The sequence below is a fragment of the Marivirga sp. genome (assembly GCF_051117495.1).
GTDB lineage: Bacteria > Bacteroidota > Bacteroidia > Cytophagales > Cyclobacteriaceae > Marivirga.
Genome location: NZ_JBNPEF010000007.1, coordinates 77,334 through 102,205 on the forward strand (window position 1 = coordinate 77,334; position 24,872 = coordinate 102,205).

Consider the following 24,872-nt stretch of genomic DNA (forward strand, 5'->3'; position numbering starts at 1 on the left):
ATTCTTAATATAAGTAAATTATTATTTAAAATGAAAATAGATTATTAGGTTAGAATAAATTTAACCAACCCTACTTTCAGAATACAAATCATAAGCCGCCACTAAGGATTCTCTACCAGTAGAACTTTCATAACGTTCATATTTATGGATGCTTTCCCTTTCTTCCACATATAGGGGTTGGTAGTCATCATCATAATTATCCCAGATAATCAAAAGGTATTTATATCCTATTTTACTGTTTCTGCCTGTCTCAAGCCAAGCTTCAAACATATCTTCTTCTAAAGATTTGGGGAAATCGGATCCTTCAAACATATTATTATTTCATCATCTTAAAACCTAAAATTAATGCTATATGTTGAGTAATTAGTTTGAAAAAATAAATTTATTTTAAAATATGGAAACAATTCAAATTCCATCAAATGTAGATAATCCATTAGATATAACACTGATTGAGAATGCATTATGCTTTCAGACTGCTTAAAAACTCTAAGGTATTACTTCCTTTTCCATTAATTGGTAATTGTACATTAAAAACAGTTTTAACTCCTGCAGTTGAAGTAACGGACACTTTCCCATTTAATAAATCCACTGACTTTTGAACTATATAAAGACCTAACCCATTTCCGTTTGATAGTTCGTTTCCAACGTAAAACATCTCAAAAATTTTATGTTGAATATTTTTTTCAACCCCTACTCCATTGTCAGTGATCTTAATTTCAAGTACATTATTCTTAGTACGTACTTCCATTTCTACTTCACCACTTTTATCATTATCTATCCAGCAGAAAAAGAATGCGTTTTCCAATAAATGGTATATTATAACCTCTACCAATTTATATATACTGAGTACCTTGTTTTCAACTTCAAGATTTACTTTAAGCTTAATTTTCCGATCTAAAATAATCGTATTGAATGAAGAAACTACATCATCGCAAATAGTGGCCACGTCAATTTTCTCAAAATCCCCTGGCTGATGGATTTCACTAATGGTGCTTAGTTTTTTAAGTAGCTTATCCATACGCTTATTAGTCTTAACCAAAAGCCCTGTAAGCTCTTTATTATTGGTCTCACGGCTGATTAAATCACTTATACCTGCAATGGAGCTAAGCGGTGCGCGCAAGTCATGAGAGGCTTTATAAAGCACTGTATCAAGCTCTTTAAAAGTTTTATTCAACAGATAGGTGCGTTCCATGACAATATTCTCCAAATTCTCATTGGTGAGCTTCACTACTTTATTGGCTTCGATCAATTCCTTTTGTTGTTTTTTCAATTTTGAACGGAAATAGAATAAAAGCAGAATCAATACTGCAAATATCAAAGCTACCGCAATGCTTAATATTAGTCTTTGTTGATAGATTCTTCTTTCTTTTAGCCTCTCTCGCTCACTTTCTGATAATCTGTTTTCTAATTCTTGAAGATCATAAAACCTTCTTTTCAATTCGTTGATAACCGTTAGATAAGAATTCAAACTTTCATTAAATTCACTTTTATTGTTTTCCAATATATTTTCAAGTTCCTCTATTTCAGCCAATAAATTTGATTTAGATTCCTCTGTCATATTATCAAAGCCAATATTAAGCTTATCTATCACCATTTGAATTTTTTCCTCTAAAACCAGTCTCTTTTTGGACTTACTGGCATTGTCTTTTTTTACTTGTTGGAAGATTTTATCAATGTCTTTTTCTACCCCAGTGCTATCCGATATTTGTCCCAGTAAATCCTCGGAATCTGATAAGTTACCTAGCTGATATTGATTAAGTAATTCATCAAATTTTTGATCAAATTTTAATTGATTTTCATCACTTAATTGTTCTTTATTTACTTTATTTAACAAGTCATAAAAAGCTCTAAGTGAAGTCATTGTATCCAATTGTTGAAGCAATAATCCGGTCTGATCATTCTTTTCTCTTTGACTGGATTGTTCATCAACCATGGGCGTTATACTTTCTTGAACTTTTGACTGAAGTTTTTCCACTGTAATAATGGTGATGTTTTGGGTTTTCAGATCTAATATCTCATATCCAGGGATTTTGAACTGATCAGGTCCTTGAATTTTATCATTCAATCCTAAAGGAATATTAATTCCCCCATCGCTGTCAGTCCTTTTTGAGATATTTTTGGTGCCTAAAAACTGTACTTGAATATTGGGTACTACCATCCCATTTTTATTGACTACTCTTATTTTTTTGTCTATGTAGCTTTTATTTCGAATAATGACTTCCAATATACCTTTGCTCAAATTCCATGAGGCGACTTCCAAGCTTTCGTCTTTTAGTTTGATGGATTGAATTGGAATATCGGATGCAGCCAGATTAACAAAAACGATTCCGTTTTCATTGAGCGCTACATAATCACCATTATTAATTGAAAGGCTTAAGTTTGGGTATGGATTAAGGTTTTTAGAGAAGGCTTTTACTTGTACAACTTGGTTATTTTGTGCAATCGCTTTTAAACCAATTAAATTGAGCCATGTTACCCCAATTAATGTAAGTACAAGAATATAACGGGGGAAAACTTTAGAAATCCCAAACTGCAACTTATTCATTTTCTTCCCTCAAACTGTTTTTAAAGTCATCATTCACCACCACTATTTCGTAACTTAAATCTTGTTTTGCAAATTTTGGCACCTCAAAACTAACAAATCCATCCAAATCATCCCCTTTTATTCTGATTTTATATTTACTGTAATATGGGATTTTTAATTTAAACCTTCCTTCATTATCGGTTTTGGTTATTACTTTCAATACATTTCCCGTTCTATCAATTAATTCCATTTGAACATTAGGTAATATTTGTAATTCAGAGGAATCCATCCAATTATGTTCAATAAACTTAACTATACCTTCTACTTCAAGCGGATAGATTTGTAAATCCAAAGCAAATTCATAAATGTCAAAATCAAAGCCTTGGTTTTTACGATTGGAGCTCATAAAGCCTTGCTGACCTAAACTGTCAATATTAAACGACAATTCATCAAAAGTTGAATTGATTGGATATCCGAGATTTTCTAAATCCTGAAAGTCACCCTCTATCATCTTGGCTTTATATATATCGAACCCACCTAATCCCGGATGCCCATTAGAAGCAAAATAAAGATTTGATTTATGAATAAAAGGATAGCGCTCATCTGTTTGGGTATTGATCATAGTTCCCAGGTTCTCTGGTTCGCTCCAACCTTCCTCAGTTTTTACAGATATATATAAATCCTTCCCCCCTAATCCTTGGCTAAAATTAGCACTAAAAATAAGGGTTTTACCATCTTGACTAATGGCAGGCTCAGTTAAATCAAAATTAGGGTTATTGTGTTCAAATGCATCGGTTTTAATCCATTTCCCTCTTTTCTGCTTGGCGAAAAAAAGTTGTAATGGGTAATTTTCGGCATCATTCTTTTCTTTATCTGAAGCAGCATATACCATTTCTTGGCCATCATTGAACATACTTATGGCCGATAAATGAAATGGGGTTTTTAAACTTTGTCCGGCCGGTCTGGGATTTTCGTAGTTCAAGGCAACTATTGAAAAAGGATCTTCATAAGTTGACCATTTTCTCAAGTTATAAAAAGAAGCATTTTCCTTAATATCAATCTTATGAATCATCTCCACCTGAGGACGATTAGAAATTAAATAAACTTCTTTATTTCCGGCAGGCAACATTTGAAGTTCACTGTGATCAGAATTCATACTTGCATAATGCGCCATATTTTTTAATGAATCTTCGTAGAGATATTTCAAATTATTTAATCGCCAAATCTTATGCACAAACAACTCATCATCTGGTTTTTTGTCCATACATATTTGATAATAATTTAAAGCCCGTTCCGTATTGCCAATGGATGATAGAGACTCTGCAAAGTAAAAATAGTCTTTTGTGGGAAATTCCAGATTGGTTTTCTCATGTTGATCATAAAAATTTACAGCCTTTTCGTATTGATAAGTGAAGTAATAGCTCCTGGCCAATCTCAAGGCAATATTTTCCGGTGCTCCCTCCTTTTGTGCTATTTCCTCATAAATAGTTAAGGCCTTATTATAATTTTTAGCAATAAATGCCTTATCAGCATCTGAAATGGATTGATTAAAGGCATCAAAAACTGATTGCTGAGCCATTAAATCCTGGGTGAATATAATTAAAATAAAAATGGACAAAATTGATATATAATGCCGCATGCTATGGTTAAATGGTTGATTCATCAATTTCATTGAGGCGAGTTGACATTATCGTAGTTAAACTTGAAAATATACCGAAGCATGATTTCATTGGATGCTTGTGCAAGTCGGCTCACATTTCCTATTGGATAATCATAGGCATAAGCTACCTGAAATTGTGGAGATAAATTAAATCTAATCAAAAAATCTACAGATTCCTGTTTTCTATAAGAAACCCCTGCCGTTAATACACCTTTATAAGTGGTAAGAAAATTTAGATCATAGCTTAATGGCGTACCTTGAAAATACTTGAAAAGAAAAGCGGGACTTAGAATGAAATTATTCCCAAGTGGAATGTGGTATTGACTAAAAAGCAAATGATTATGATTGATGGGATCTAAAACAATGGAGTCATTTACATTTATGGTTTTATTGATGATAGATGGAATCGAATATCCTGCTTCAAATCTTTTACTGCGATAATAAAAACCAAAGCCTGCATTAAAATCCGTTCCTGAGAAAATTTCATCATTTACGCTTGGGTCTGGGTTTCCGTTTTGAAGTGACTGATAATCTGAACGTACATTCAACATACCTGCTTTAATACCGAACGACAACGTTTTATGATATCCAACAGGCAAATGATAGGCTAAGTTAGTGGCCGCTTGTATATTTTGATGCACACCAATACTTTCTCTATGGATAAAAAGCCCCGTACCTAACTGAGGCTTTTTAAATAATGAATGTGCCGAAAAAGTTTGAGATTGTGGTGCCCCTTCTAATCCGCTCCATTGGTCTCGGTGCAATAGCGATATGCTTAATGCCTCATCAGCTCCTGCATAGGCCGGATTAATTAAAGAACCATCATACATATACTGAGTGTATTGCATTCCTTGTTGCGCACAGATTACATGACTAAAACCACCCATGATTATTAGCAATACAATTAAGACTTTAATATGGTATTTAAGTTTATTCACTTTACATAATTTATTGATATTTAATATGTTATAATAATACAATTAAATAAAACTATAACATATTTTATGCTTTATCTCAGTATTTCCAAGAAGCCTTTTCTTTCGATCGCATCCTGCTCATTTCTGACGGAGATAAAGTAGTAATAAGTACCTCTAGGCACTATTTCACCATTTTTATTTTCACCTCTCCATATAACTTCACTATTATTATAGCCATTAGCACGGAAAATTTCAGCACCCCATCTGTCCACTATAATCACTTGATTATCGGGAAATTGTTCAATACCTTCTATGAGCCATGAATCGTTGTTTCCATCCCCATTCGGACTTACTAGTTTACTGATTTGGACATCCAATACCAATGGTTCGATGGTTACTTCAAATGTGCAAATTTCACTTTGTCCGTTTTCCTTACTGAATGTATAGCTTACCATTGTGCTACCCACTTCAAATGTATCACCAGGATTATGGCTTGAACTAACATTAAGTTGAGAGCATGCTGAAGTTGCTGTTGGCTCCTCCCAATTTATACTGGCAGTTCCACTGCTATTTTCTGCATTCAGTATAATGTCTTCAGGACAATTGTCAATAATTATCTCAAAATCATCTAGCACATTTACTTCAAAACTACAAAAACTGCGATTTCCATTTTCATCCGTGAATTCATATTCAACATTTGTGATACCTATTGGAAAAACTGTACCAGGTTCAAAGTTTGAACTGATACTTACTTCTGTGCAATTATCCGTAGCAGTGGGTATTTCCCATTCAACTATAGCCTCACAATCTTCCGGTGCAATAACACTTATGTCTTCAGGACAAAACGATATGATCGGTGCACTTTGATCAATTACTTCCACTTCAAAAGTACAAAGCGTAATTTCACCATTTTCATCAGTGGCAGTATATTCAATATTAGTTATTCCAAGTGGAAGCTCTTCACCAATTTGATAATTACTGCTGATTGTTAAATTGGAACAATCCTCGAAAACAGGCTCTTCCCAATCTGCAATTCCAATACAATTCTCATTAGCGTTGATTATTTGCTTATCGGGACATGAAATAAGTACCGGTGCACTTTTGTCTTCCACAATGACATTAAAGCTACATGTATTGGTATTTCCTGCATCATCAGTTGCAGAATAGGTAACGGTAGTAGTGCCAAAAGAAAAACTATCACCGGATTGGAAATCACTTTCTAAAGTGATATTAGCATCACAATTATCAACCACCTCAGGAGTTGTCCACTCTGCAATTGCCGAACATTGATCATTGGCTGTTAGTTTAATATCTGATACACAAGTGGTGAAATCCGGCATTTTATCATCTTCTACTATTACATTAAAACTACAGCTTTTTTCATTTCCTGCATCATCTGTGGCGGTGTAGGTCACCAGCGTAGTACCCAAAGGAAATATTTCTCTAGGATTATGGCTAGAAGTAATACTTAAATCAATATCACAATTATCTGTAAACTCCGGAATTTCCCAGTTTGCTAATGATTCACAATTCCCCTTAGCTGAAACGGTTATATCATTTGGACAACTAACTACTGTAGGAGCAGTATTATCTTCAACAGTTACTTTAAATGAAGTTGTTGTTTCATTGCCTGAATTGTCCCTTGCAGTTACTTCCACAGTAGATTCTCCTATTTGAAAAATATCTCCCGAATTAAAACTACTGGTAATCTGAACCTCTTCACTACAGTTATCTTCAGCTGTAATAGTATTCCAACTCACGGCTGTTTGACATGCATCTTCGTCAGCAGCTACCACTAAATCATTGAGTTGAGTGATAATGTTAGGAGGAGTTTGGTCACTAACAATTACTTCAAAACTGCAATTACTACTGTTACCTGTTTCATCTGTGGCGGTGTAAGTTACGGTTGTACTTCCCAATGGGAAAATATCCCCTGATTGGAAGTCACTTTCAAGGCTAATCTCACCATTGCAATTATCTGAAATTGCCGGCAATGACCATGTGGCAGTTGCCTGGCATTGATTATTAGCCGTTAATTCAATATTGGGCACACAACTGATAAAATCTGGTGCAGTTTCATCTACTACTATTACATCAAAGCTACTTAGCGTTTCGTTTCCTGCATTATCAGTGGCAGTATAAGTAACTGTGGTAGTTCCTAATTGGAATAAATCGCCAGAATTATGTGTAGAAGTAATTTCTAAATCAGCATCACAATTGTCCGAAAATGTTGGGATTTCCCAATTAACAAGAGTGTCACAATCACTTGATGATGAAATAGTTATATCAGTTGGATTAGCCAATGCTTGAGGTGGGATTTGATCTTCCACCGTAATAAGGAAAGATGCAGAAGTTTCATTTCCGGCATCATCTGTTGCGGTAATTTCCACGGTAGTTTCCCCTAAAGGAAAAACATCTCCAGAATTAAAATTTGTCACAATATCTAAACTATTATCGCAATTATCTTCGGCTAGAATTTCTCCCCAATTTACTACCACCTCACAAGCATCTTCTTGAGTAGATACAATCAAATCATCCGGAATGGAAGAAAAAACCGGGGGTGTGTTGTCCTGAACTGACACCGTAAAGCTACAGATGGCTTCGTTTCCAGCATCATCCGTGGCAGTATAAGTTACTTCTGTCTCACCAAATGGAAAAGTGTCCCCTGGATTATGTGATGAAGTCACTTGCGGATTACTATCACAATTATCCGTAAAAGTGGGAATGTCCCAAGTAGCGGAAGATTCACAATTAGCATTGGCAAAAACCGTGATATTGGTCGGACAATTTTCTGTGCTTGGTATAGTATTATCTTCTACAATTACCAAAAAACTGGCTAATGTCTCATTTCCAGCTAGGTCTGTTGCAGTATAAGTCACTAGTGTTTGCCCCAAATTAAATCGATCACCTGAAGCAGCATCACTATTAATAATGATATCATTATTAGCAGAGCAATTATCTTCTACTTGAATTTCATCCCATGAAGCAATTGCTCCACAACTTTCATCAGCAGACGCCTTTACTTCTGCTGGAATATTTAGAAATTCCGGCCCCGTATTATCAACTACAGTTACATCAAATGAGCATTGAGCTGTATTTCCACCCTCATCAGTGGCAGTATAAGTTACGGTTGTTGTGCCAATTGGGAAAGTGCTTCCATTAGCAAAATCGCTTGTTAATTCAGGAACAAAACCGCAATTATCACTTGCCTCCGGTTCAGTCCAAGTAGCAACAGCCTGACAATTTTCGTTAGCATCTAATGTGATATTACTTGGACAAGTATCGAAAACAGGATCAAAATTATCTACTAATGTGATGTCAAAACTGCATTGATCTAATATTTTTCCGTCATAAAAAGCAATGTATTCCACAGTGGTTGTTCCAATTAAGAATTCATCACCGGGATCATGTGACCTAATTAATTGAATTTCGTCACAAGGCACTCCTGGTTCAATCCAGGTTACCGCTCTATTACATGATTCGGTTAATATCCTAGTGATATCTCCTGTATCACACTTATCATCGGCAAATACGTAATTAGAAGTAACGTCTAATTTTACGGTAACAACAAATGAGCATTGTTCTATTATATCTCCATCAATATTTTTTCCAGTGTAAGTTACGGTAGTCTCCCCTAAAGGAAATATATCCCCTGGAGTATGGGTAGAAGTGATGTCAGTTACATTTGGATCACTTGATGTTGGTTCAGTCCAATTTACAGCTGTTTCACATGCATCAGTTACAGTTTCTTCAATGTCAGCTGGGCAAACTAAAAAAAAGAACCCTTTTTCTTCCTCTTTTCTAATACTATTATTTATTTCTAAATATTCACTTTTTGAAAATAAAGTACCTTCCTCTCCTTTAGTACTTAGAAAACTAAAAGAAACAAAGTAAAATATTAAAATAATTATTTTTTTATACACCTTAAAAAAAATTACAGCTCAATAATGTTAAAATTATTATAAAAAGTAATTTATGTAAAAGGAAATGAATAAAAAAGCGTTATCTATTATTAATATCGATGAATATTCATATTAAATCCGTTTAAAATGTAGATTATAAATAATTTGTCGGTTTAGAAAAGTGAAAATATTAATAATACTTAATCAGTTGGCATTAGAAATGAAAGCGCAGGCCAATATTAACACTTAAATAACTGCCTTCATGAAGCACACTTGCGCTCCTCACAGGTTCATTTTTATATTGATATTGAATGTCTGTCCTTTTTAAATCTGTGAACCCTCTATTATAAGTTAAGGTGGAGTAAATATTAAATTTTGGGCTGAGTTGAAAATCAAAGCCTGTTTCTGCCGCAGCAGTAATGAACATTTTATTGTAGGTAGTATATTCAGCAGAATATGAATAGAATTCAGCACCATTTACCGTGCTCCCGCCATTGCTGCTTCCTTTAGCTTCAGTAATATCAAGTCTTGTAGGATCTGTAACACTTAAATGAACCCCAACACTTGCAGTAGCAAACAACCAATCACTGTATAATGGGATTCTAGCCCTGGTTCTGACGGGTATATGATAATAAGCACCCCCGCCTTCACTTTTCCTTCCCCCTTCTTTAAACATTAATGAAAAGCCACTTTTTACTGGTCGGATAGCCATTCCTGTTTCAATACTGAATATGGAATTTAATTCATAGCCTGCAATCAAAGTGGCTCCGGGTACATCTATTGTCCTGATATTGGATGGCCCAACAGCATTTCCCTCATCTGTAACTTGATATAAATCATAGATAAAATTAGATTCTGTAGCAAGATAAAATTTTGACTGTGCATTTCCTTTAAATGCAAAAAATATGATTCCTATGGATAATAATAAAGCTGATACTTTCATGTCATTAGATTTAAGTTTAATAACTAACTATCCAATTATAGTTTTAGTATAAACCAGCAGAAAAAATAATTTCTTGTTCAACTACTTAAAATCAAATTGAGTACCTCCTAAAGATTTAACAAAAACACCAATTATGCAGTTGATAATGTAAAAATATCAATTCATGGGGGAAATAATTCTTATTAAAAAAGGCAGCACCCTGAAGAGTAACTGCCTTAAAACCAACCTTATGAAAAACTAAACAATCTATTGTCTCAATATTTTGATTTCCCTATTGGGAGTCATTACTTTATGTGCTTTATCGGTTGTGATGTCTTCTTCTATTGTAAAAGTATCTGTTAATTTTATATCCTTTGAAGAAGCTCCTACTTTAATAGTATATTCTCCGGCTTCTGCCAACCAATTTGAATTCTTTTCGTCAAAAGCAGCTAAATCCTTAGCTGAAATGGTAAAGCTGAGCGTTTCCTTTTCATTAGGCTTTAATAAGGATGTTTTAGCAAATGCCACCAATTGTAATGCTGGCTTTTCAATTTTGTCAGATGGTGCGGATACATAAATTTGAACCACTTCTTTACCAGCAACTTCACCTTTATTACTTATTTGGACAGTAACTTGCATATCATCTTTATAAAAATCTGAACTTAAGTTCAGATTATCATATTCAAAAGTGGTGTAGGACTTTCCATATCCAAATTCATAGGAAACTGGTACATCAAATGTCTCATAATACCGATAGCCCACATAAATATCTTCTTCATATACTACTTCCCAAGGATCTCTTTTCATAAATGAAAAACCTGATTCATCCTTCTTATCATCAGATTCGCCTTTTACACTTACACCCGGGAAATTTTCGGCTGTTGACGCATCATCATAATTAATTGGTATAGAGGCTGCTAATTTACCAGAAGGATTTACTTTTCCATTTAGTACGTCCACTACTGAATTCCCAGCCTCTTGGCCTGGCAACCAAGAACATAAAATAGCATCTGGAATATTTTTCCAACTTTCTGTTTCAATTATTCCGGCAATATTTAATATAACAACTACCTTCTTACCTTCTGAATGAAAGGCTTCAGTTACGTTTTCAATTAAAGATTTTTCCGCTTCATTCAAATAAAAATCACCAGCTATAGCTTTTCTATCTTCTCCTTCTCCAGCATTTCTTCCAATAGTAATCAGTCCAATATCTGATTTTTTTGCTATTTCTTGCGCAATAGATGGATCTAAATCCATTTCAGGAATAGGTTGTTTTCCACCTAATAATGCGGTCAGGAAATTTTCAGGTGATGGCTGGTTTTTAATTGCGTTCGCTATATAATCATTATAGATAATTTGTAGCTCTTCATTCACCTCATATTGAGCATTTTGCAAACCTTCAATTAAAGATATTGTATAGGCCTCATTCACATCCCCACTTCCCGTTCCACCGGAAATAAAACCATAAGAATTAGCACCAAAGGCCGCTATTTTTTTAATTGAAGATGAAAATGGAAGCGCATTATCCTTATTCTCTAATAAAACCATACCATCAGAGGCAACCTGACGCGTAATGGCCGCATGGGCTTCTAAATCAGGATTATTAGTGTTTTCATATTCTCTAAATCTAGGTGTTTTCTCCATTACAGAAAGAATTCTCTCCACATTCTTATTCAATATACTTTCTTCAAGCTCACCATTTTCAACTGCATTAATTACTTCTTGAATCTGTTCAGGTGAACCTGGTTGAATCATATCATTACCAGCTTTTAGTTGGGCTACTATATCACTTCCCCCACCCCAATCCGTCATTACATAGCCTTCAAATCCCCATTCATCTCTCAAAATAGTAGTCAATAAATCGGGATCTTCTGAGGTATATAAACCATTTATTTTATTATAAGATGACATTACTGTCCATGGATGACTTTCTTTTACTGTAATTTCGAAACCTTTTAAATAGGTTTCTCTTAATGCTCTTTCACTTAAGATAGTATTGACTGATAAACGATTGGTTTCCTGATTATTAACTGCAAAGTGTTTAATAGATGTTCCTACCCTATTGGATTGAATACCATTTACCATCGCAGCCGCCATTTTTCCTGTGACCAATGGATCTTCAGAATAATATTCAAAGTTTCTTCCGTTCAGAGGATCGCGTTGTAAGTTTAGAGCGGGTGCCAATAAAATATCGGCTCCATATTCTAAAACTTCTTCACCCATAGCATTTCCTACCTTCTCAATCAATTGAGTATCCCAAGTGGAAGCCAACAAAGTAGCAATGGGAAAGGCTGTAGCATAATATGTTCCTTCTTTTCCTTCCCTTTTTGGAGATATTCTTAATCCTGCAGGTCCATCAGCTAAAGTTTGGCTCGTAATGCCGTGATGAGGAAATTCAGCTGTAACTCCTGCAGTCCCAGGAAGGTATTGACGAATTTTGCTGACCATCTTTCCATAAGCAGTAGTGGTATCTAATTCTTTTCTTAAACCCTCAGGAATCATAGCCATAACAGAATCAGGTAAAGGCAAATACATCCCGGTCCCAACTACTAATTGAGCTTTCTCTTCAATTGACATTTTCTCAATTACTGAGGAGATATCAAATTCATTCTTTTCTTCTTCTTGTTGTTGACATGAGATCATTAATCCACCAATGATGAATACCATTGATAACTTAAAATAGTTGGATAGAAGTCTGTTGAGTAGGTTTCTTTTTTTCATAGAGTGAAGTTTACTAGTACTGTCAAATATTTATATAAATTTGGATTATTAATTTAATCTTTAATCTAATGTGTCAATATTACACAATAGTAAGAAAAATTTTCTATAATTAAATATCTCCAATGGATTTTTCTAAATACTTGTCTTCAGTATCAATAGATTGTGTGGTCTTCGGCTTTCATGAAAATCAATTGAAAGTATTACTTATGAAATTAAAAAGTATGGATACTTGGGCCTTACCCGGTGGTTTTATAGAACTCAATCAAACTGCAGAAGAGGCTGCAGATGAGGTCTTAAAAAACAGAACCACTATTGATAATATTTATCAACAGCAATTTCAAGTATTTACCGACCCCAAAAGAACTAATGCTGAGCATATCAAACATCTGATAAATAAAGGAGTATTAGAAAGTTCTACATTAGATTGGTTTGAAAATCGCTTTATATCTATTGGGTTTTATGCTTTAGTGGAATACTCAAAAGTCAATAAACCACAGCCTGATTTCATTTCTGAAAAATGTCAGTGGATATCAATAAATGATTTACCTCAATTAATGTTGGATCATTCTATAATTATTAGAGACGCCTACCAAAGACTTAAAAAGGATTTGTACGAGAAACCTATTGGTTTGAACTTATTACCTGAGAAATTTACTATGCCTGAATTACAGGCTTTGTATGAAACTATACTCCAGAAAAAAATTGATAGAAGAAATTTCAGAAGGAAGATGTTAAGTTTAGATATCTTGATTGATACTAAGGAAAAAAGAATGGGCTCAAGTAATCGTGCACCTATTGTTTATCAATTCGATAAAAAGAAATATTATCAAGTACTGGAGGAAGGTTATCATGCAAACTTGTTTTAGGATAAAGTGATGAAGGTTAAAATTAGTAAGCATTGATGTCATTATATATTTTGCTTATGAATAATTTTATTTAACCTAAATTCAATAAACAAATACCCCACACCCCCTATTGCAAATGAATGCTTTTCAGCTAATTTTGCAGGACAATTAAATACACCATGAAGGAAGCAACGGAATCACTCAATTTTTTAGAACATATCATAGAAGAAGATATAAAATCGGGCTTAGCAAAAGACAGTCTGCGTTTTAGATTTCCACCTGAACCCAATGGATATTTGCATATCGGACATGCCGCTTCTATTTGCCTTAACTTTGGATTAGGTGAAGATCATCAAGCCCCTGTAAATCTTCGCTTTGACGACACTAACCCCATCAAAGAGGAGCAGGAATTTGTAGATTCAATCAAACACAATATTGAATGGCTTGGATTTAAATGGGCAAAAGAATGCTATACTTCTGATTACTTTCAGCAGCTATATGATTGGGCCGTTGAACTTATTAAAAAAGGAAAAGCTTATGTAGATGGACAATCTCCTGAACTGATAGCAGAACAAAAAGGGACTCCTACTTCCCCGGGAAAACCTAGTCCACACAGAGATAGGCCCATTGAAGAAAACCTTGAGCTATTCGAAAAAATGAAAAATGGGGAATTTCCAGTTGGTTCTTATGTATTGAGAGCTAAAATAGATATGGCTTCTCCCAATATGTTGATGCGTGATCCTTTAATGTACAGAATTCTCAATAAAGCACATCATAGAACTGGAAATGATTGGTGTATCTATCCGATGTACGATTGGGCACATGGTCAATCTGATTATATTGAACAGATTACGCATTCCTTATGTACATTAGAATTCAAATCGCACAGAGAGTTATATGACTGGTTTTTGGATCAAATTTATGATGAAAATAAAATAAGACCTAAGCAAAGAGAATTTGCTAGACGTAATTTGAGCTATACGGTGATGAGTAAGCGAAAATTATTGGAATTGGTTCAAAGCAAAACGGTAGCGGGCTGGGACGATCCCCGCATGCCTACAATATCCGGATTGAGAAGAAGAGGTTATACCCCGGAGTCAATCCGTAAATTCAGTGAATTATCAGGCATATCCAAAAGAGATAGTGTTACGGATGTTTCCTTATTGGAATATGCCATAAGGGAAGATTTGAATAAAAGAGCCACTCGCGCAATGGCGGTAATAGATCCCGTGAAACTGATCATTACTAATTATCCGGAAGGAAAAACAGAAATGCTTGAGGCCGAGAATAATCCGGAAATGGAAAATTCCGGTTCTCATCAAGTCCCATTTTCAAGAGAATTATACATTGAAAAAGAGGACTTTAAAGAAGAAGCAGGAAGCAAATATTTTAGGTTAACTATCGGTAAAGAAGTCCGGTTAAAAAATGCCTATATCATAAAAGGGGAATCCGTTGTAAAAGATGCTCAGGGCAATATTACAGAGATTCATTGTACTGCTGATTTGGATTCACGTTCTGGTAGCGGAACCGAAGCCAGTATGCGTAAAGTGAAAGGAACTTTGCATTGGGTATCCATCCAACATGCCATAAAAGCTGAAGTAAGAGAATATGACCGTTTGTTTTTAGATGAGGCTCCAGATGCCCATGGTGATAAAAGTTTTATGGAATTTATTAATCCAGAATCTTTAAAAATCACGAAGGAAGCCTATCTAGAACCTTTTTTACAAGGGGCTAATTTGGAGGATAAGTTTCAATTTCAAAGAGTTGGTTATTTTACTTTAGATCAAGATTCCATTAAAGATCATTTAATTTTTAATAAAACGGTAGGCTTGAAAGATTCTTGGGCTAAGGCACAAACAAAGGAACAGCCTCAAACACAACAGCAAAAACCACAACAAGGTCAAGGTAGAAGTCCTATCAATGAAATTCAGAAAATCAGTAAGAAATATACTAATCTGTCTGGAGCTAAACTGGAATCGGCCAGAGCCAATATTGCCAAATTAGCAGAGGATGTGAGTTACGATGAGCTGGAACCATTATTTGGTACTGCCAAAAAGAAAGTAGGTACCAGGATTGGGGTGACCATTGCATTGGGGGTTTTATTGAGTAAAGGATTGGAAAGAAATGAAGCGATAGAAGCTTTCATCCAAGCTGGTATAGAGGATGATAATGAGCTTTTAGTAGAAGAGGCTAAGGCTTTGAAGATTTAACAACAATGATTCTTTCAGGTTTTTACTGCGATTACAGCGTAAAATATTTGAATTATGTCCGGTCTGATTTATAAAATGCCTTAGGTCAATCAACAATCAGACTGGACAGTCCAACCTCAATTATGGAATCCCGTCTTACCTTCGGTGCTGACCTATTGGCCTGCTTACTAGGTCAGACGGTAGTCAGACCGGGAAGCCCAAGATATCGCAGCCTGAATTAAAAAAAACAGCCTGATTGTTCTGAGATAGACTATTTTCATTGGATTAAAGAAGTGAATTATAAAGTTAATGGTTCTATTATATCCGGTCTGACCTTCGGTGCTGACCTTATGGAGTGCTAAAAGTAAAAGAACCACCAAAGTCTGACCGATTTTGCAATTATCTATAATAGACATCCTTTAATTAACGTCCTAATCCTCTACCCAAGCAATATTGACTATATCCTCAATATCAACTCTGTAATTTCCTTGTCGAATGTGACCATGAACCAATAAAGCAGGTGGTAATTTCGGAACTGTGATATTTTCGTAATTCTTTTGGGTTGTTTCATTTACCTCATTACTCGATAAACGGACATCCATAATATTACCTGATTTCTTAATCACTTGTATTTTGGCTCCTATAGGAATATTTTCGATGATTTTTTCTACTTCTTCTTTAGTCATGACCTTAAATTTTATTTAATAACAAAAAAGAAGTTAGGTATGTTTTCCGGAATAGAATCAAAGAGCAGGTCTGACCAATTGGAGTGCTACTTAGGTCAGACGATAGTCAGACCGGACAAACCCGAAAAACACAGTCTGAATTTACTCAGACAACTACTTCATTTAGTTTGAAAATGAGGGTTTAAATGGATGATTACCCAAACCTTTTATCCGGTCTGACCTTCGGTACTGACCTACTGGAGTGCTAAAGGGACTAGAACCACCTAGGTCAGACGGTAGTCAGACTAGAAAGTCCAAAGAGTGAAAACTTTGGATATTTGATGCAGTTCTAAAATCCCACTAGACAAAATCTAAAAATATATTTTTTGAAATCTAAGTGTTTTGTATTTTCGATTTAATGAAGTTAATAGCAGACCAATTATATCATGTCTATAATCAAGGGAATAATAAAGAAGATATTTTTAAGGATGAATATGATTACCTTAATTTTTTAAAAAAAATTAGAAAACACATATTGCCTGTTTCAGATATTCTTGCCTATTGTCTAATGCCTAATCATTATCATTTTTTAATTTACTCTTCAATAAAATCAACTGAAACCGTTCAATTAGGATTATTAGAAAGTCAGGTACTTAAAAATAACTTTAGATTATTAAATAGTGGTTATTCTAATGAATTTAATAATAAATACGGAAGATCCGGCTCTCTTTTTAGACAAAAAACCAAATATAAATTATTGGATGATGCTCACAATGATTATCCTTTTATTTGTTTTAATTACATTCATCAAAATCCATTGAAAGCTGGCATGGTCAAAAAAATGGAAGATTGGAGATATTCTTCTTTTCAAGATTACATGAAAATTAGGAATGGTACTTTATGTAATTTTGATTTGGCAAATCAATTATTTGATATTAATGGGGATGATTTTTATGAATCATCTTATTCGATTATTCATGAGCGTTTATCTGATAAGCTTTTTTGAAATTAAATAATCAAAAGTGATGTATGTAGATTTAAGCCGGTCTGACCTTCGGTACTGACCTAATGGAGTGCTACATAGGTGAGACGATAGTCAGACCGGACAAACCCGAAAAACACAGTCTGAATTTACTCAGACAACTACTTCATTTAGTTTGAAAAAGAGGGTTTAAATGGATGATTACCCAAACCTTTTATCCGGTCTGACCTTCGGTACTGACCTACTGGAGTGCTAAAGGGAATAGAACCACCTAGGTCAGACAGTAGTCAGACCAGAAAGTCCAAAAAAAATTCTTCCTTCATTAAACAAGACCATTCAAATCCTTTACTCCTAAATATCTTTCTACCGTAAAGCCTTCAGCATAATCCACTCCAATGATTTGGCCAAATTCCATTGCTCTAGCCTCAATCATTTTCATAAATCTAGGGCTTGATATATAGGTTTCTGGTTCTTCAGATCCGGCTTTATAAAATTGAGAGTCAAATGCTTTGATAGCATTCATTTTTTTCTCCCATTGATTGCTTACGTCCACTAAAAAATCAGGTTTAATGGGAAGGCTTTGGATATAATGATACACCTTATTAGGTCTGTAGGCTTCTTGAGCATTTCCATTGTCATCTGTGGTTTCAAATTTTTTCAAACCTGCTAAAAAAACCGATTCGGAAATTAACTCAGAAGCTCTTCCGTGATCTGGATGGCGATCTGAAACGGCATTAGCCAAAACAATATCGGGCTGATATTGTCTTATTTTCTTCACGATTTCAGTCTGATGTATTAAGTCATTTTTAAAGTAAGCATCTTTAAAGCCTAAGTTTTCACGGACTTTAAGTCCTAGAATATCCGCACTTTTAGCAGCCTCTTCCAATCTTTTTTGAGGGGTTCCCCTGGTTCCCATTTCACCTTCTGTAAAATCGATTACCCCCACGTTTTCTCCCATTTCAGCATGTTTCACAAGTGTCCCTGCACAGGCCAATTCAACATCATCGGGATGGGCCGCAAAAGCCAAAATATTTAACTTTATCATAATTCTATTATCACTAACAAGCCTACACTTACAATTAGTGTTTTAACATTTATAAATTCATAAAAAAAGGAGAGTGATCTCTCCTTCAATATTTTAAGCCTTCTCAGCTATTGCTTCTTCTTCCAATTCATCTTCTTTCTCGGCTAAGAATCTCTCTGCATCCAAAGCGGCCATACAACCTGTTCCGGCTGCGGTTACTGCTTGTCTGTATATAAAGTCTTGGGCATCACCTGAAGCAAAAACACCCTCTACTTTCGTCTTAGTGCTACCTGCTTTGGTAATAATATAGCCTGCCTCATTTAGATCAAGATAATCTTTAAATATTTCTGTATTAGGTTTATGTCCAATTGCCACAAAGAATCCAGTGGCTTTAATCTCAGATTTTTCACCCGTTACATTATTGACTACCCTAACTCCTTCCACAGCATCTTTTCCTAAAACCTCTTCCGTTTCCGTATTCCACAAGACTTCAATATTTTTAGCCTTCTCTACTCTTCTCTGCATAATTTTAGATGCCCTCATTTCATCCCTTCTTACCAACATTGTCACTTTATTACAGATATTGGATAAATAAGTAGCTTCCTCAGCCGCGGTATCCCCGGCTCCTACCACTACTACATTTTGTCCTTTATAGAAGAAACCATCACAAACCGCACAGGCAGAAACACCCATTCCATTAAGTCTTTGTTCTGATTCCAATCCTAACCACTTTGCAGAAGCACCAGTGGATATTATGACGGCATTAGCCGTAATTTCATGTTTATCATCTATAATCACTTTATGTGGATAGCCACTAAAATCCACCTTAGTAGCCATACCAAAGCGAACATCGGTTCCAAATCTTTCAGCCTGCTTTTGGAAATCAACCATCATTTGAGGACCGTTTACTCCATCAGGATAACCTGGGTAATTTTCAACATCATTTGTGATGGTTAATTGTCCTCCAGGTTGGCCTCCTTGGTATAAAACAGGTTTTAAACCAGCTCTTGCCGCATAAATAGCAGCGGTATATCCTGCAGGTCCAGAACCTACGATTAATACGTTTACTTTTTCTTCTGTCATAACGCTCATTAGTTTCTTGCTTAAATTTACGGACGTCTGCTAAAACAGATGTGAATTTAATTAAATAAATAAAAAAAGGTCTTCAAAAAGACCTTTTTATGTATCATTTGTTACGAAAAATTTATCCTAAGTAAGGTTTTAAGGCTTTACTTCTGGAAGTATGTCTAAGCCTTCTAATAGCTTTTTCTTTAATTTGACGTACTCTTTCTCTAGTTAAGTTAAATTTCTCACCAATCTCTTCAAGTGTCATTGAGTGCTCACCATTTAATCCAAAGTAAAGGGTAATGACGTCAGCCTCTCTTTGAGTTAAAGTAGATAAAGCCCTTTGTACCTCTCTTCTTAATGAATCATTCATCAATTCATCGTCAGGAGATTCTTCACCGTCATTTTCCAATACGTCCAAAAGGCTATTTTCTTCCCCTTGTACAAATGGCGCATCCATGGATACGTGACGACCAGAAATTTTCATGGTATCGACTACCTCATTTGAAGTAACCTCTAATACCTCTGCTAGCTCATCCGGAGATGGCTCTCTTTCAAACTTTTGCTCCAAGGTAGAGAAGGTTTTAGATATCTTATTTAAAGATCCTACTCTGTTCAATGGAAGACGTACAATACGTGATTGTTCCGCCAATGCTTGCAATATGGATTGTCTGATCCACCATACTGCATAAGAAATGAATTTAAAACCACGTGTTTCGTCAAATCTTTGTGCTGCTTTGATCAAACCTAAGTTTCCTTCATTAATCAAGTCTCCTAAGGATAAACCTTGATTCTGATATTGTTTGGCCACAGACACTACGAAACGCAAATTAGCTTTTGTCAATTTTTCAAGTGCAAGTTGGTCACCTTGTTTGATCCTAACGGCTAAATCTACTTCTTCGTCCGGAGTCAACAAATCTACTTTCCCTATTTCTTGTAAGTATTTATCGAGGGATTGACTCTCCCGATTGGTGATTTGCTTGCTAATCTTGAGCTGTCTCATTAATTAATATATGGTTTAAATTTAAACGAACTCTTAACATAGAGAAGGAACCAAACAGTTCCTTCCTTATATCAAAAATGTGAATATTTCTCTAAAAATGAAATTATTTCTCTTCTTTTTCTGGTTTAGGCAATAATACCTTCCTTGATAACCTCAATTTTCCGGTCTTTTTATCGATATCGATCAACTTCACTTTCACTTCCTCTCCTATCTCCAATATACCTTCTAAATTATCAATTTTCTCATGCTTGATTTCAGAAATGTGCAATAATCCATCTTTGCCCGGCATAATTTCAACGAATGCACCATAAGGCTGTATCGCTTTAACGATTCCATCATAAACTTCACCTACTTCCGGTTTAGCCACGATGCCTTTGATCCATTTCACTGCCTGATCCAAAGAATCTTTGTTTACAGCAAAAACATTGATTTTTCCACCTTTTTCAGTTTCTTCAATTACCACAGTAGCACCCGTAGTTTTTTGGATTTCCTGAACTACTTTTCCTCCAGGGCCAATTACCGCACCGATCATTTCCCTATCGATTTCGATATTAACCACTCTAGGAGCGTTAGGTTTATAATCTTCTCTTGGAGCAGCAATAGTCTTTAACATTTCATTTCTGATATGGTCACGACCTGCTTTAGCCTGGTTCAATGCTTCCATCATTAATTCAGAAGAAAGACCATCCACTTTGATGTCCATTTGACAAGCGGTAATCCCTTTTTCAGTACCCGTTACTTTAAAGTCCATATCACCAATATGGTCTTCATCCCCTAAAATATCGGAAAGAATAGCATATTTACCTGTTTCTGCATCCGAGATTAATCCCATTGCAATACCTGAAACTGGAGCTTTAATTGGAATACCTGCATCCATCAAGGCTAATGAACCTGCACAAACAGTAGCCATGGATGATGAACCATTTGATTCCAAAATATCGGAAACAACACGTATTGTGTAAGGCAATTCATCAGGAGTTGGCAAAATTTGCTTTAATGCTCTTAAAGCTAAGTTACCATGCCCTACTTCTCTTCTACCTGGACCTCTGTTAGGTCTAGCTTCACCAGTAGAGAATGCTGGGAAGTTATAATGTAATATAAATTTATTGTAACCAGAATGAACAGCGCCATCTACCATTTGCTCATCTAACTTAGTACCTAAAGTAACGGTAGTCAGTGATTGAGTTTCTCCTCTTGTAAATACTGCTGAACCATGTGCAGAAGGCAAATAATCTACTTCACTCCAAATTGGTCTGATTTCATCTAATTTTCTGCCGTCTAATCTATTTCTAGTCTCCAGCGTGGCATTTCTTACCGCTTTCTTTTGAGTAGCACTCAAGTAGTTTTTGGCTAAAGAAATACTAATTTCAGTATCTTCTGGTAAAGAATCGATATAACTGTCCTTTATTTCAGAAAACAACCTAGCACGCTCTGCCTTGTCAGCTAAACCTTTTGCAGCTATATCATAAAATTGTTGGTAAAACTTATCGTTGATTTCTTTCTCCAATTCAGCATCTGGCTCTTCTTTGTGATTATATTCACGCTTTTCAGTTTTTCCAGCCTCTTTTGCTAAATCTAATTGAGCTTGGCATTGAATTTTAATGGATTCGTGGGCAAAATTAATGGCTTCTACCATTTCTGCTTCCGAAATTTCTTTCATTTCACCTTCTACCATCATGATATTATCCATGGTGGCGGCAACAATCATGTCTATATCAGACTCAGCTAATTGCTTTGAAGTAGGGTTGATCATCATTTTTCCATCGATTCGTCCAACTCTAACTTCAGAGATAGGGCCAGCAAATGGAATATCGGATGCGGTTAAGGCCGCAGATGCTGCTAAGGCAGCTAAAGCATCTGGTAAATCATCTTCATCTAATGAAAATAACTGAATCATTACTTGTGTTTCAGCATGATAATCAGATGGGAATAATGGACGTAAAGCTCTGTCCACTAAGCGGGAAGTCAATACTTCATAATCAGAAAGTTTCCCTTCTCTTTTCAAAAACCCACCAGGTATTTTGCCTGATGAAGCAAATTTTTCTTGGTAATCTACTGACATGGGAAGGAAATCAACTCCTTCTCTTGCTTCCTTATTGGAAACGACTGTGGCTAATAAGATGGTATTACCCATTCTTACTTCTACAGCTCCGTCTGCTTGTTTTGCTAATTTGCCTGTTTCTATACTAATTTCCCTGCCATCAGGTAGGTTGAATGTTTTTTTAATCGCTTTTGGTATAGCCATAAATAATTTTTTTACTGTTTTCTCGTCTTGTTGTTAATTTTCCGCATTTGCTATACACGTCCTATATAAGATGTGGTATTCGTAATGAGGTGATAATAATGGAAAAAGGGAACCCATAAGATTCCCTTTTTATAAATGAAATGTAATTATTTTCTTAAACCTAATTCAGCAATAATTGCTCTATATCGTTCAATATCGTTTTTGTAAAGATAGTCCAACAATCTTCTTCTTTTACCTACTAATTTCAAAAGACCGGTTCTTGATGAGTGATCTTTTTTGTTTACTTTTAAATGCTGCGTCAAATGACCGATTCGGTAAGTAAAAAGCGCAATTTGAGATTCTGCCGAACCTGTATCATTTTCTGCTTTTGACCGACCATGATTTTTGAACAGCTCTTTTTTCTTTTCTGTGTCTAAATACATAGTTAGCGTTTATTAAATTATTTTAAAACAGCCGCAAATATACGCATATTTTTTTGTGAACAAAAAACCTATTTATTTTTCCTTTTTAAATAACTTGAAAAATGAGGCGATTTTGACAGCATAGTAATCTGTTTCAAATAATCGGGAATCATTTCGTGCTTGTCTTAAAAAGAATAAGCCAAAAGGAAGTAAAATAAAATTGGAAGCCCAAACAGCCAAAAAATTATTAATATCCCCTGCCCTACCTAATTTTATTCCTGTAGTATTGATTACATAGGAAATAATGAAAAATAATATAGAAACTATAACAGGAAAACCTAATCCACCTTTTTTAATAATAGCCCCCAAAGGTGCGCCAATAAGGAACATGACAATGCAGGCTACGGCTTGTGATAGTTTCGAATTGGCCTCAATGCCATAAACATTGCTCTCGAATTCTCTTCTTTCAATTCTGGTATTTTCTCCTTTCAACCTATTTTTGGCAAACCTCGGTTTATCCACAATATTATTGTTACCTCTATTTCTATTCATATAGACACTGTCCGCTCTAGCTATTATGGCCGAATCGTAGGTAGTGATTTTTTCAATTTCAGTTGGTTGCTTTTGTTCCTGAATTTTTAAGCCACCTTTAGCCTTCTTTTCTGAAAGGCTTTTATTAGCATTTTTTATGGGTATAGCATCCGAACTTGTTAATTGCTCCTCTTCTTGATCAGTTGAATCGGAATTGACTGATGCGGTATCCTCTTTCATTTTTTCCCACATTTCAACAGTGCGAGGCTTGATTTCTTCCACATCTTGCAAATGCATATTGAAAAATCTAGGAGTATATCTGTAAATGGTTCTTTTTGACTTGATGATATCATTTTTCATTGAATCCACATCATTCCTTAATTCTCTTTCGTTTTTCATCAAACGATTGGATGAGAACAATTCTTTATCAGTTCTTTCCATTTCAAATGAAGCCAAGCTAAATACCACTTTATTATGCTGGAAAATATTTCGGACATAATTAGCTGGCTTATTAGGTTTATTTGCTTCATCTTCTGTGTAACTTTTGCCGTCAAAGAGCTCCATTACAAGATATTTGTCACCTAAAATGGTGTACATCAGAGCTGAATCTGCTAGAATTATTTCGGTATTCCCCTTTTTATCGGAATGATTATATATGATAAGGTCGCCTAGGGATTTATCATCTTCATACTTTTTGTTTGCTTTAATACTATAGCCCGGGATTCCGCCATAAAATGCTCCTTCTTTTATATCAATAGATGGTTTCTTTTGTTTGATATCATAAAGTAAACTATATGCCTCTAAATTTGCTTTAGGCACAATAAAATTATTGGAAGAATATACCAACGCACTTAAACAGACTACAAATACAAATAGTGGCCGTAGTACCCGAACCAAAGAAATACCAGCACTTTTAATAGCAGTAAGCTCAAAATGCTCTCCCAAATTACCAAATGTCATGAGCGAAGAAAGCAATACTGCCAGTGGGAATGCAATGGGTGTCATATTAATACTGAAATAGGCAATTAACTCGGCAAATACATTAAAGCCTAAGTCCTTCCCCACAAAGTCATCAAAATATTTGAGCATATATTGGGTCAATAATATGAAAACCACTACAAAAAAGGTGATTAAGAAGGGCCCAATAAATGACCTAAGTATTAATTTATCTATTTTCTTCATTCAAAAAATTATGAATTTCAATGTTTAAACGACAATAATTTAAATTCGAAATGCAAATAAACAAGAATTATGCTAAAGTTTTAAATTTAAATAA

The 24,872-nt window shown here is 35.0% G+C and carries 17 protein-coding genes; 3 read left to right on the plus strand and 14 right to left on the minus strand.

The genetic code is table 11. The features are described 5' to 3' along the window. Window positions 1-60: 60 nt before the first annotated feature. The 7 genes from ACFE0M_RS05130 to ACFE0M_RS05160 form a co-directional block, all read right to left on the minus strand. Complete coding sequence (locus ACFE0M_RS05130; protein WP_434544675.1) at window positions 61-312, minus strand: hypothetical protein; 252 nt, start codon at window positions 310-312, stop codon at window positions 61-63. A 148-nt stretch (window positions 313-460) separates the two neighbouring features. Continuing rightward, window positions 461-2,545 carry a sensor histidine kinase gene (locus ACFE0M_RS05135; RefSeq protein ID WP_434544676.1) on the minus strand — a complete coding sequence of 695 codons (2,085 nt, stop codon included), beginning with the start codon at window positions 2,543-2,545 and terminating at the stop codon, window positions 461-463. Then, window positions 2,538-4,103 (minus strand): hypothetical protein, encoded by a 1,566-nt coding sequence (locus ACFE0M_RS05140; protein WP_434544677.1) that lies wholly within the window; start codon window positions 4,101-4,103, stop codon window positions 2,538-2,540. The genes ACFE0M_RS05135 and ACFE0M_RS05140 overlap by 8 nt, the downstream gene beginning before the upstream one ends. Before the next feature lie 89 nt (window positions 4,104-4,192). After that, window positions 4,193-5,122, minus strand: a complete 930-nt coding sequence (locus ACFE0M_RS05145) for a PorP/SprF family type IX secretion system membrane protein (RefSeq protein ID WP_434544678.1) — start codon at window positions 5,120-5,122, stop codon at window positions 4,193-4,195. Window positions 5,123-5,193: 71 nt separating this feature from the next. Then, window positions 5,194-9,024 carry an HYR domain-containing protein gene (locus ACFE0M_RS05150; RefSeq protein WP_434544679.1) on the minus strand — a complete coding sequence of 1,277 codons (3,831 nt, stop codon included), beginning with the start codon at window positions 9,022-9,024 and terminating at the stop codon, window positions 5,194-5,196. A gap of 193 nt (window positions 9,025-9,217) precedes the next feature. Next, entirely contained in the window at window positions 9,218-9,946 is a 729-nt protein-coding gene (locus ACFE0M_RS05155; protein WP_434544680.1) for a hypothetical protein, read from the minus strand. 246 nt (window positions 9,947-10,192) lie between these two features. Next, a complete protein-coding gene (locus ACFE0M_RS05160; RefSeq protein ID WP_434544681.1) occupies window positions 10,193-12,646 on the minus strand; it encodes a glycoside hydrolase family 3 N-terminal domain-containing protein in 2,454 nt (817 codons plus the stop codon). A gap of 206 nt (window positions 12,647-12,852) precedes the next feature. Between ACFE0M_RS05160 and ACFE0M_RS05165 the strand changes: the two genes are divergently transcribed. Continuing rightward, the gene (locus ACFE0M_RS05165; protein ID WP_434544682.1) at window positions 12,853-13,512 is read left to right on the plus strand and encodes an NUDIX hydrolase; all 660 of its coding nucleotides are present in this window, start codon (window positions 12,853-12,855) and stop codon (window positions 13,510-13,512) included. 158 nt (window positions 13,513-13,670) lie between these two features. After that, window positions 13,671-15,701: a glutamine--tRNA ligase/YqeY domain fusion protein gene (locus tag ACFE0M_RS05170; protein ID WP_434544683.1), complete on the plus strand. Its 2,031-nt coding sequence runs from the start codon at window positions 13,671-13,673 to the stop codon at window positions 15,699-15,701. 410 nt (window positions 15,702-16,111) lie between these two features. Here ACFE0M_RS05170 and ACFE0M_RS05175 read toward each other — a convergent pair whose 3' ends face one another. Continuing rightward, complete coding sequence (locus ACFE0M_RS05175) at window positions 16,112-16,366, minus strand: hypothetical protein (protein ID WP_434544684.1); 255 nt, start codon at window positions 16,364-16,366, stop codon at window positions 16,112-16,114. Between the two features lie 397 nt (window positions 16,367-16,763). On the opposite strand from ACFE0M_RS05175, the gene ACFE0M_RS05180 reads away from it, so the two are divergent. After that, on the plus strand, window positions 16,764-17,351 hold the full coding sequence (locus ACFE0M_RS05180) for a transposase (protein ID WP_434544685.1): 588 nt from the start codon (window positions 16,764-16,766) through the stop codon (window positions 17,349-17,351). A 298-nt stretch (window positions 17,352-17,649) separates the two neighbouring features. Here the strand turns inward: ACFE0M_RS05180 and bshB1 are convergent, their stop codons facing one another. The 6 genes from bshB1 to ACFE0M_RS05210 form a co-directional block, all read right to left on the minus strand. Further along, window positions 17,650-18,369: a bacillithiol biosynthesis deacetylase BshB1 gene (bshB1, locus tag ACFE0M_RS05185; RefSeq protein WP_434544699.1), complete on the minus strand. Its 720-nt coding sequence runs from the start codon at window positions 18,367-18,369 to the stop codon at window positions 17,650-17,652. Window positions 18,370-18,465: 96 nt separating this feature from the next. Next, window positions 18,466-19,434 (minus strand): thioredoxin-disulfide reductase, encoded by a 969-nt coding sequence (gene trxB, locus ACFE0M_RS05190; RefSeq protein WP_434544700.1) that lies wholly within the window; start codon window positions 19,432-19,434, stop codon window positions 18,466-18,468. A 121-nt stretch (window positions 19,435-19,555) separates the two neighbouring features. Beyond that, the gene (locus ACFE0M_RS05195; protein WP_013452378.1) at window positions 19,556-20,419 is read right to left on the minus strand and encodes a sigma-70 family RNA polymerase sigma factor; all 864 of its coding nucleotides are present in this window, start codon (window positions 20,417-20,419) and stop codon (window positions 19,556-19,558) included. A gap of 103 nt (window positions 20,420-20,522) precedes the next feature. Further along, a complete protein-coding gene (gene pnp, locus ACFE0M_RS05200; protein WP_434544686.1) occupies window positions 20,523-22,664 on the minus strand; it encodes a polyribonucleotide nucleotidyltransferase in 2,142 nt (713 codons plus the stop codon). A 146-nt stretch (window positions 22,665-22,810) separates the two neighbouring features. Beyond that, window positions 22,811-23,086 (minus strand): 30S ribosomal protein S15, encoded by a 276-nt coding sequence (gene rpsO, locus ACFE0M_RS05205; protein WP_434544687.1) that lies wholly within the window; start codon window positions 23,084-23,086, stop codon window positions 22,811-22,813. A 72-nt stretch (window positions 23,087-23,158) separates the two neighbouring features. Continuing rightward, window positions 23,159-24,778: an LptF/LptG family permease gene (locus tag ACFE0M_RS05210; protein ID WP_434544688.1), complete on the minus strand. Its 1,620-nt coding sequence runs from the start codon at window positions 24,776-24,778 to the stop codon at window positions 23,159-23,161. Window positions 24,779-24,872 lie beyond the last annotated feature (94 nt).

Coding starts and splice junctions, on each gene's coding strand:
- ACFE0M_RS05130 (WP_434544675.1), bottom strand. CDS start 312: ATGTTTGAAGGATCCGATTTCCCCAAATCTTTAGAAGAAGATATGTTT.
- ACFE0M_RS05135 (WP_434544676.1), bottom strand. CDS start 2,545: ATGAATAAGTTGCAGTTTGGGATTTCTAAAGTTTTCCCCCGTTATATT.
- ACFE0M_RS05140 (WP_434544677.1), bottom strand. CDS start 4,103: ATGGCTCAGCAATCAGTTTTTGATGCCTTTAATCAATCCATTTCAGAT.
- ACFE0M_RS05155 (WP_434544680.1), bottom strand. CDS start 9,946: ATGAAAGTATCAGCTTTATTATTATCCATAGGAATCATATTTTTTGCA.
- ACFE0M_RS05160 (WP_434544681.1), bottom strand. CDS start 12,646: ATGAAAAAAAGAAACCTACTCAACAGACTTCTATCCAACTATTTTAAG.
- ACFE0M_RS05165 (WP_434544682.1), top strand. CDS start 12,853: ATGAAATTAAAAAGTATGGATACTTGGGCCTTACCCGGTGGTTTTATA.
- ACFE0M_RS05170 (WP_434544683.1), top strand. CDS start 13,671: ATGAAGGAAGCAACGGAATCACTCAATTTTTTAGAACATATCATAGAA.
- ACFE0M_RS05175 (WP_434544684.1), bottom strand. CDS start 16,366: ATGACTAAAGAAGAAGTAGAAAAAATCATCGAAAATATTCCTATAGGA.
- ACFE0M_RS05180 (WP_434544685.1), top strand. CDS start 16,764: ATGAAGTTAATAGCAGACCAATTATATCATGTCTATAATCAAGGGAAT.
- trxB (WP_434544700.1), bottom strand. CDS start 19,434: ATGACAGAAGAAAAAGTAAACGTATTAATCGTAGGTTCTGGACCTGCA.
- ACFE0M_RS05195 (WP_013452378.1), bottom strand. CDS start 20,419: ATGAGACAGCTCAAGATTAGCAAGCAAATCACCAATCGGGAGAGTCAA.
- pnp (WP_434544686.1), bottom strand. CDS start 22,664: ATGGCTATACCAAAAGCGATTAAAAAAACATTCAACCTACCTGATGGC.
- rpsO (WP_434544687.1), bottom strand. CDS start 23,086: ATGTATTTAGACACAGAAAAGAAAAAAGAGCTGTTCAAAAATCATGGT.
- ACFE0M_RS05210 (WP_434544688.1), bottom strand. CDS start 24,778: ATGAAGAAAATAGATAAATTAATACTTAGGTCATTTATTGGGCCCTTC.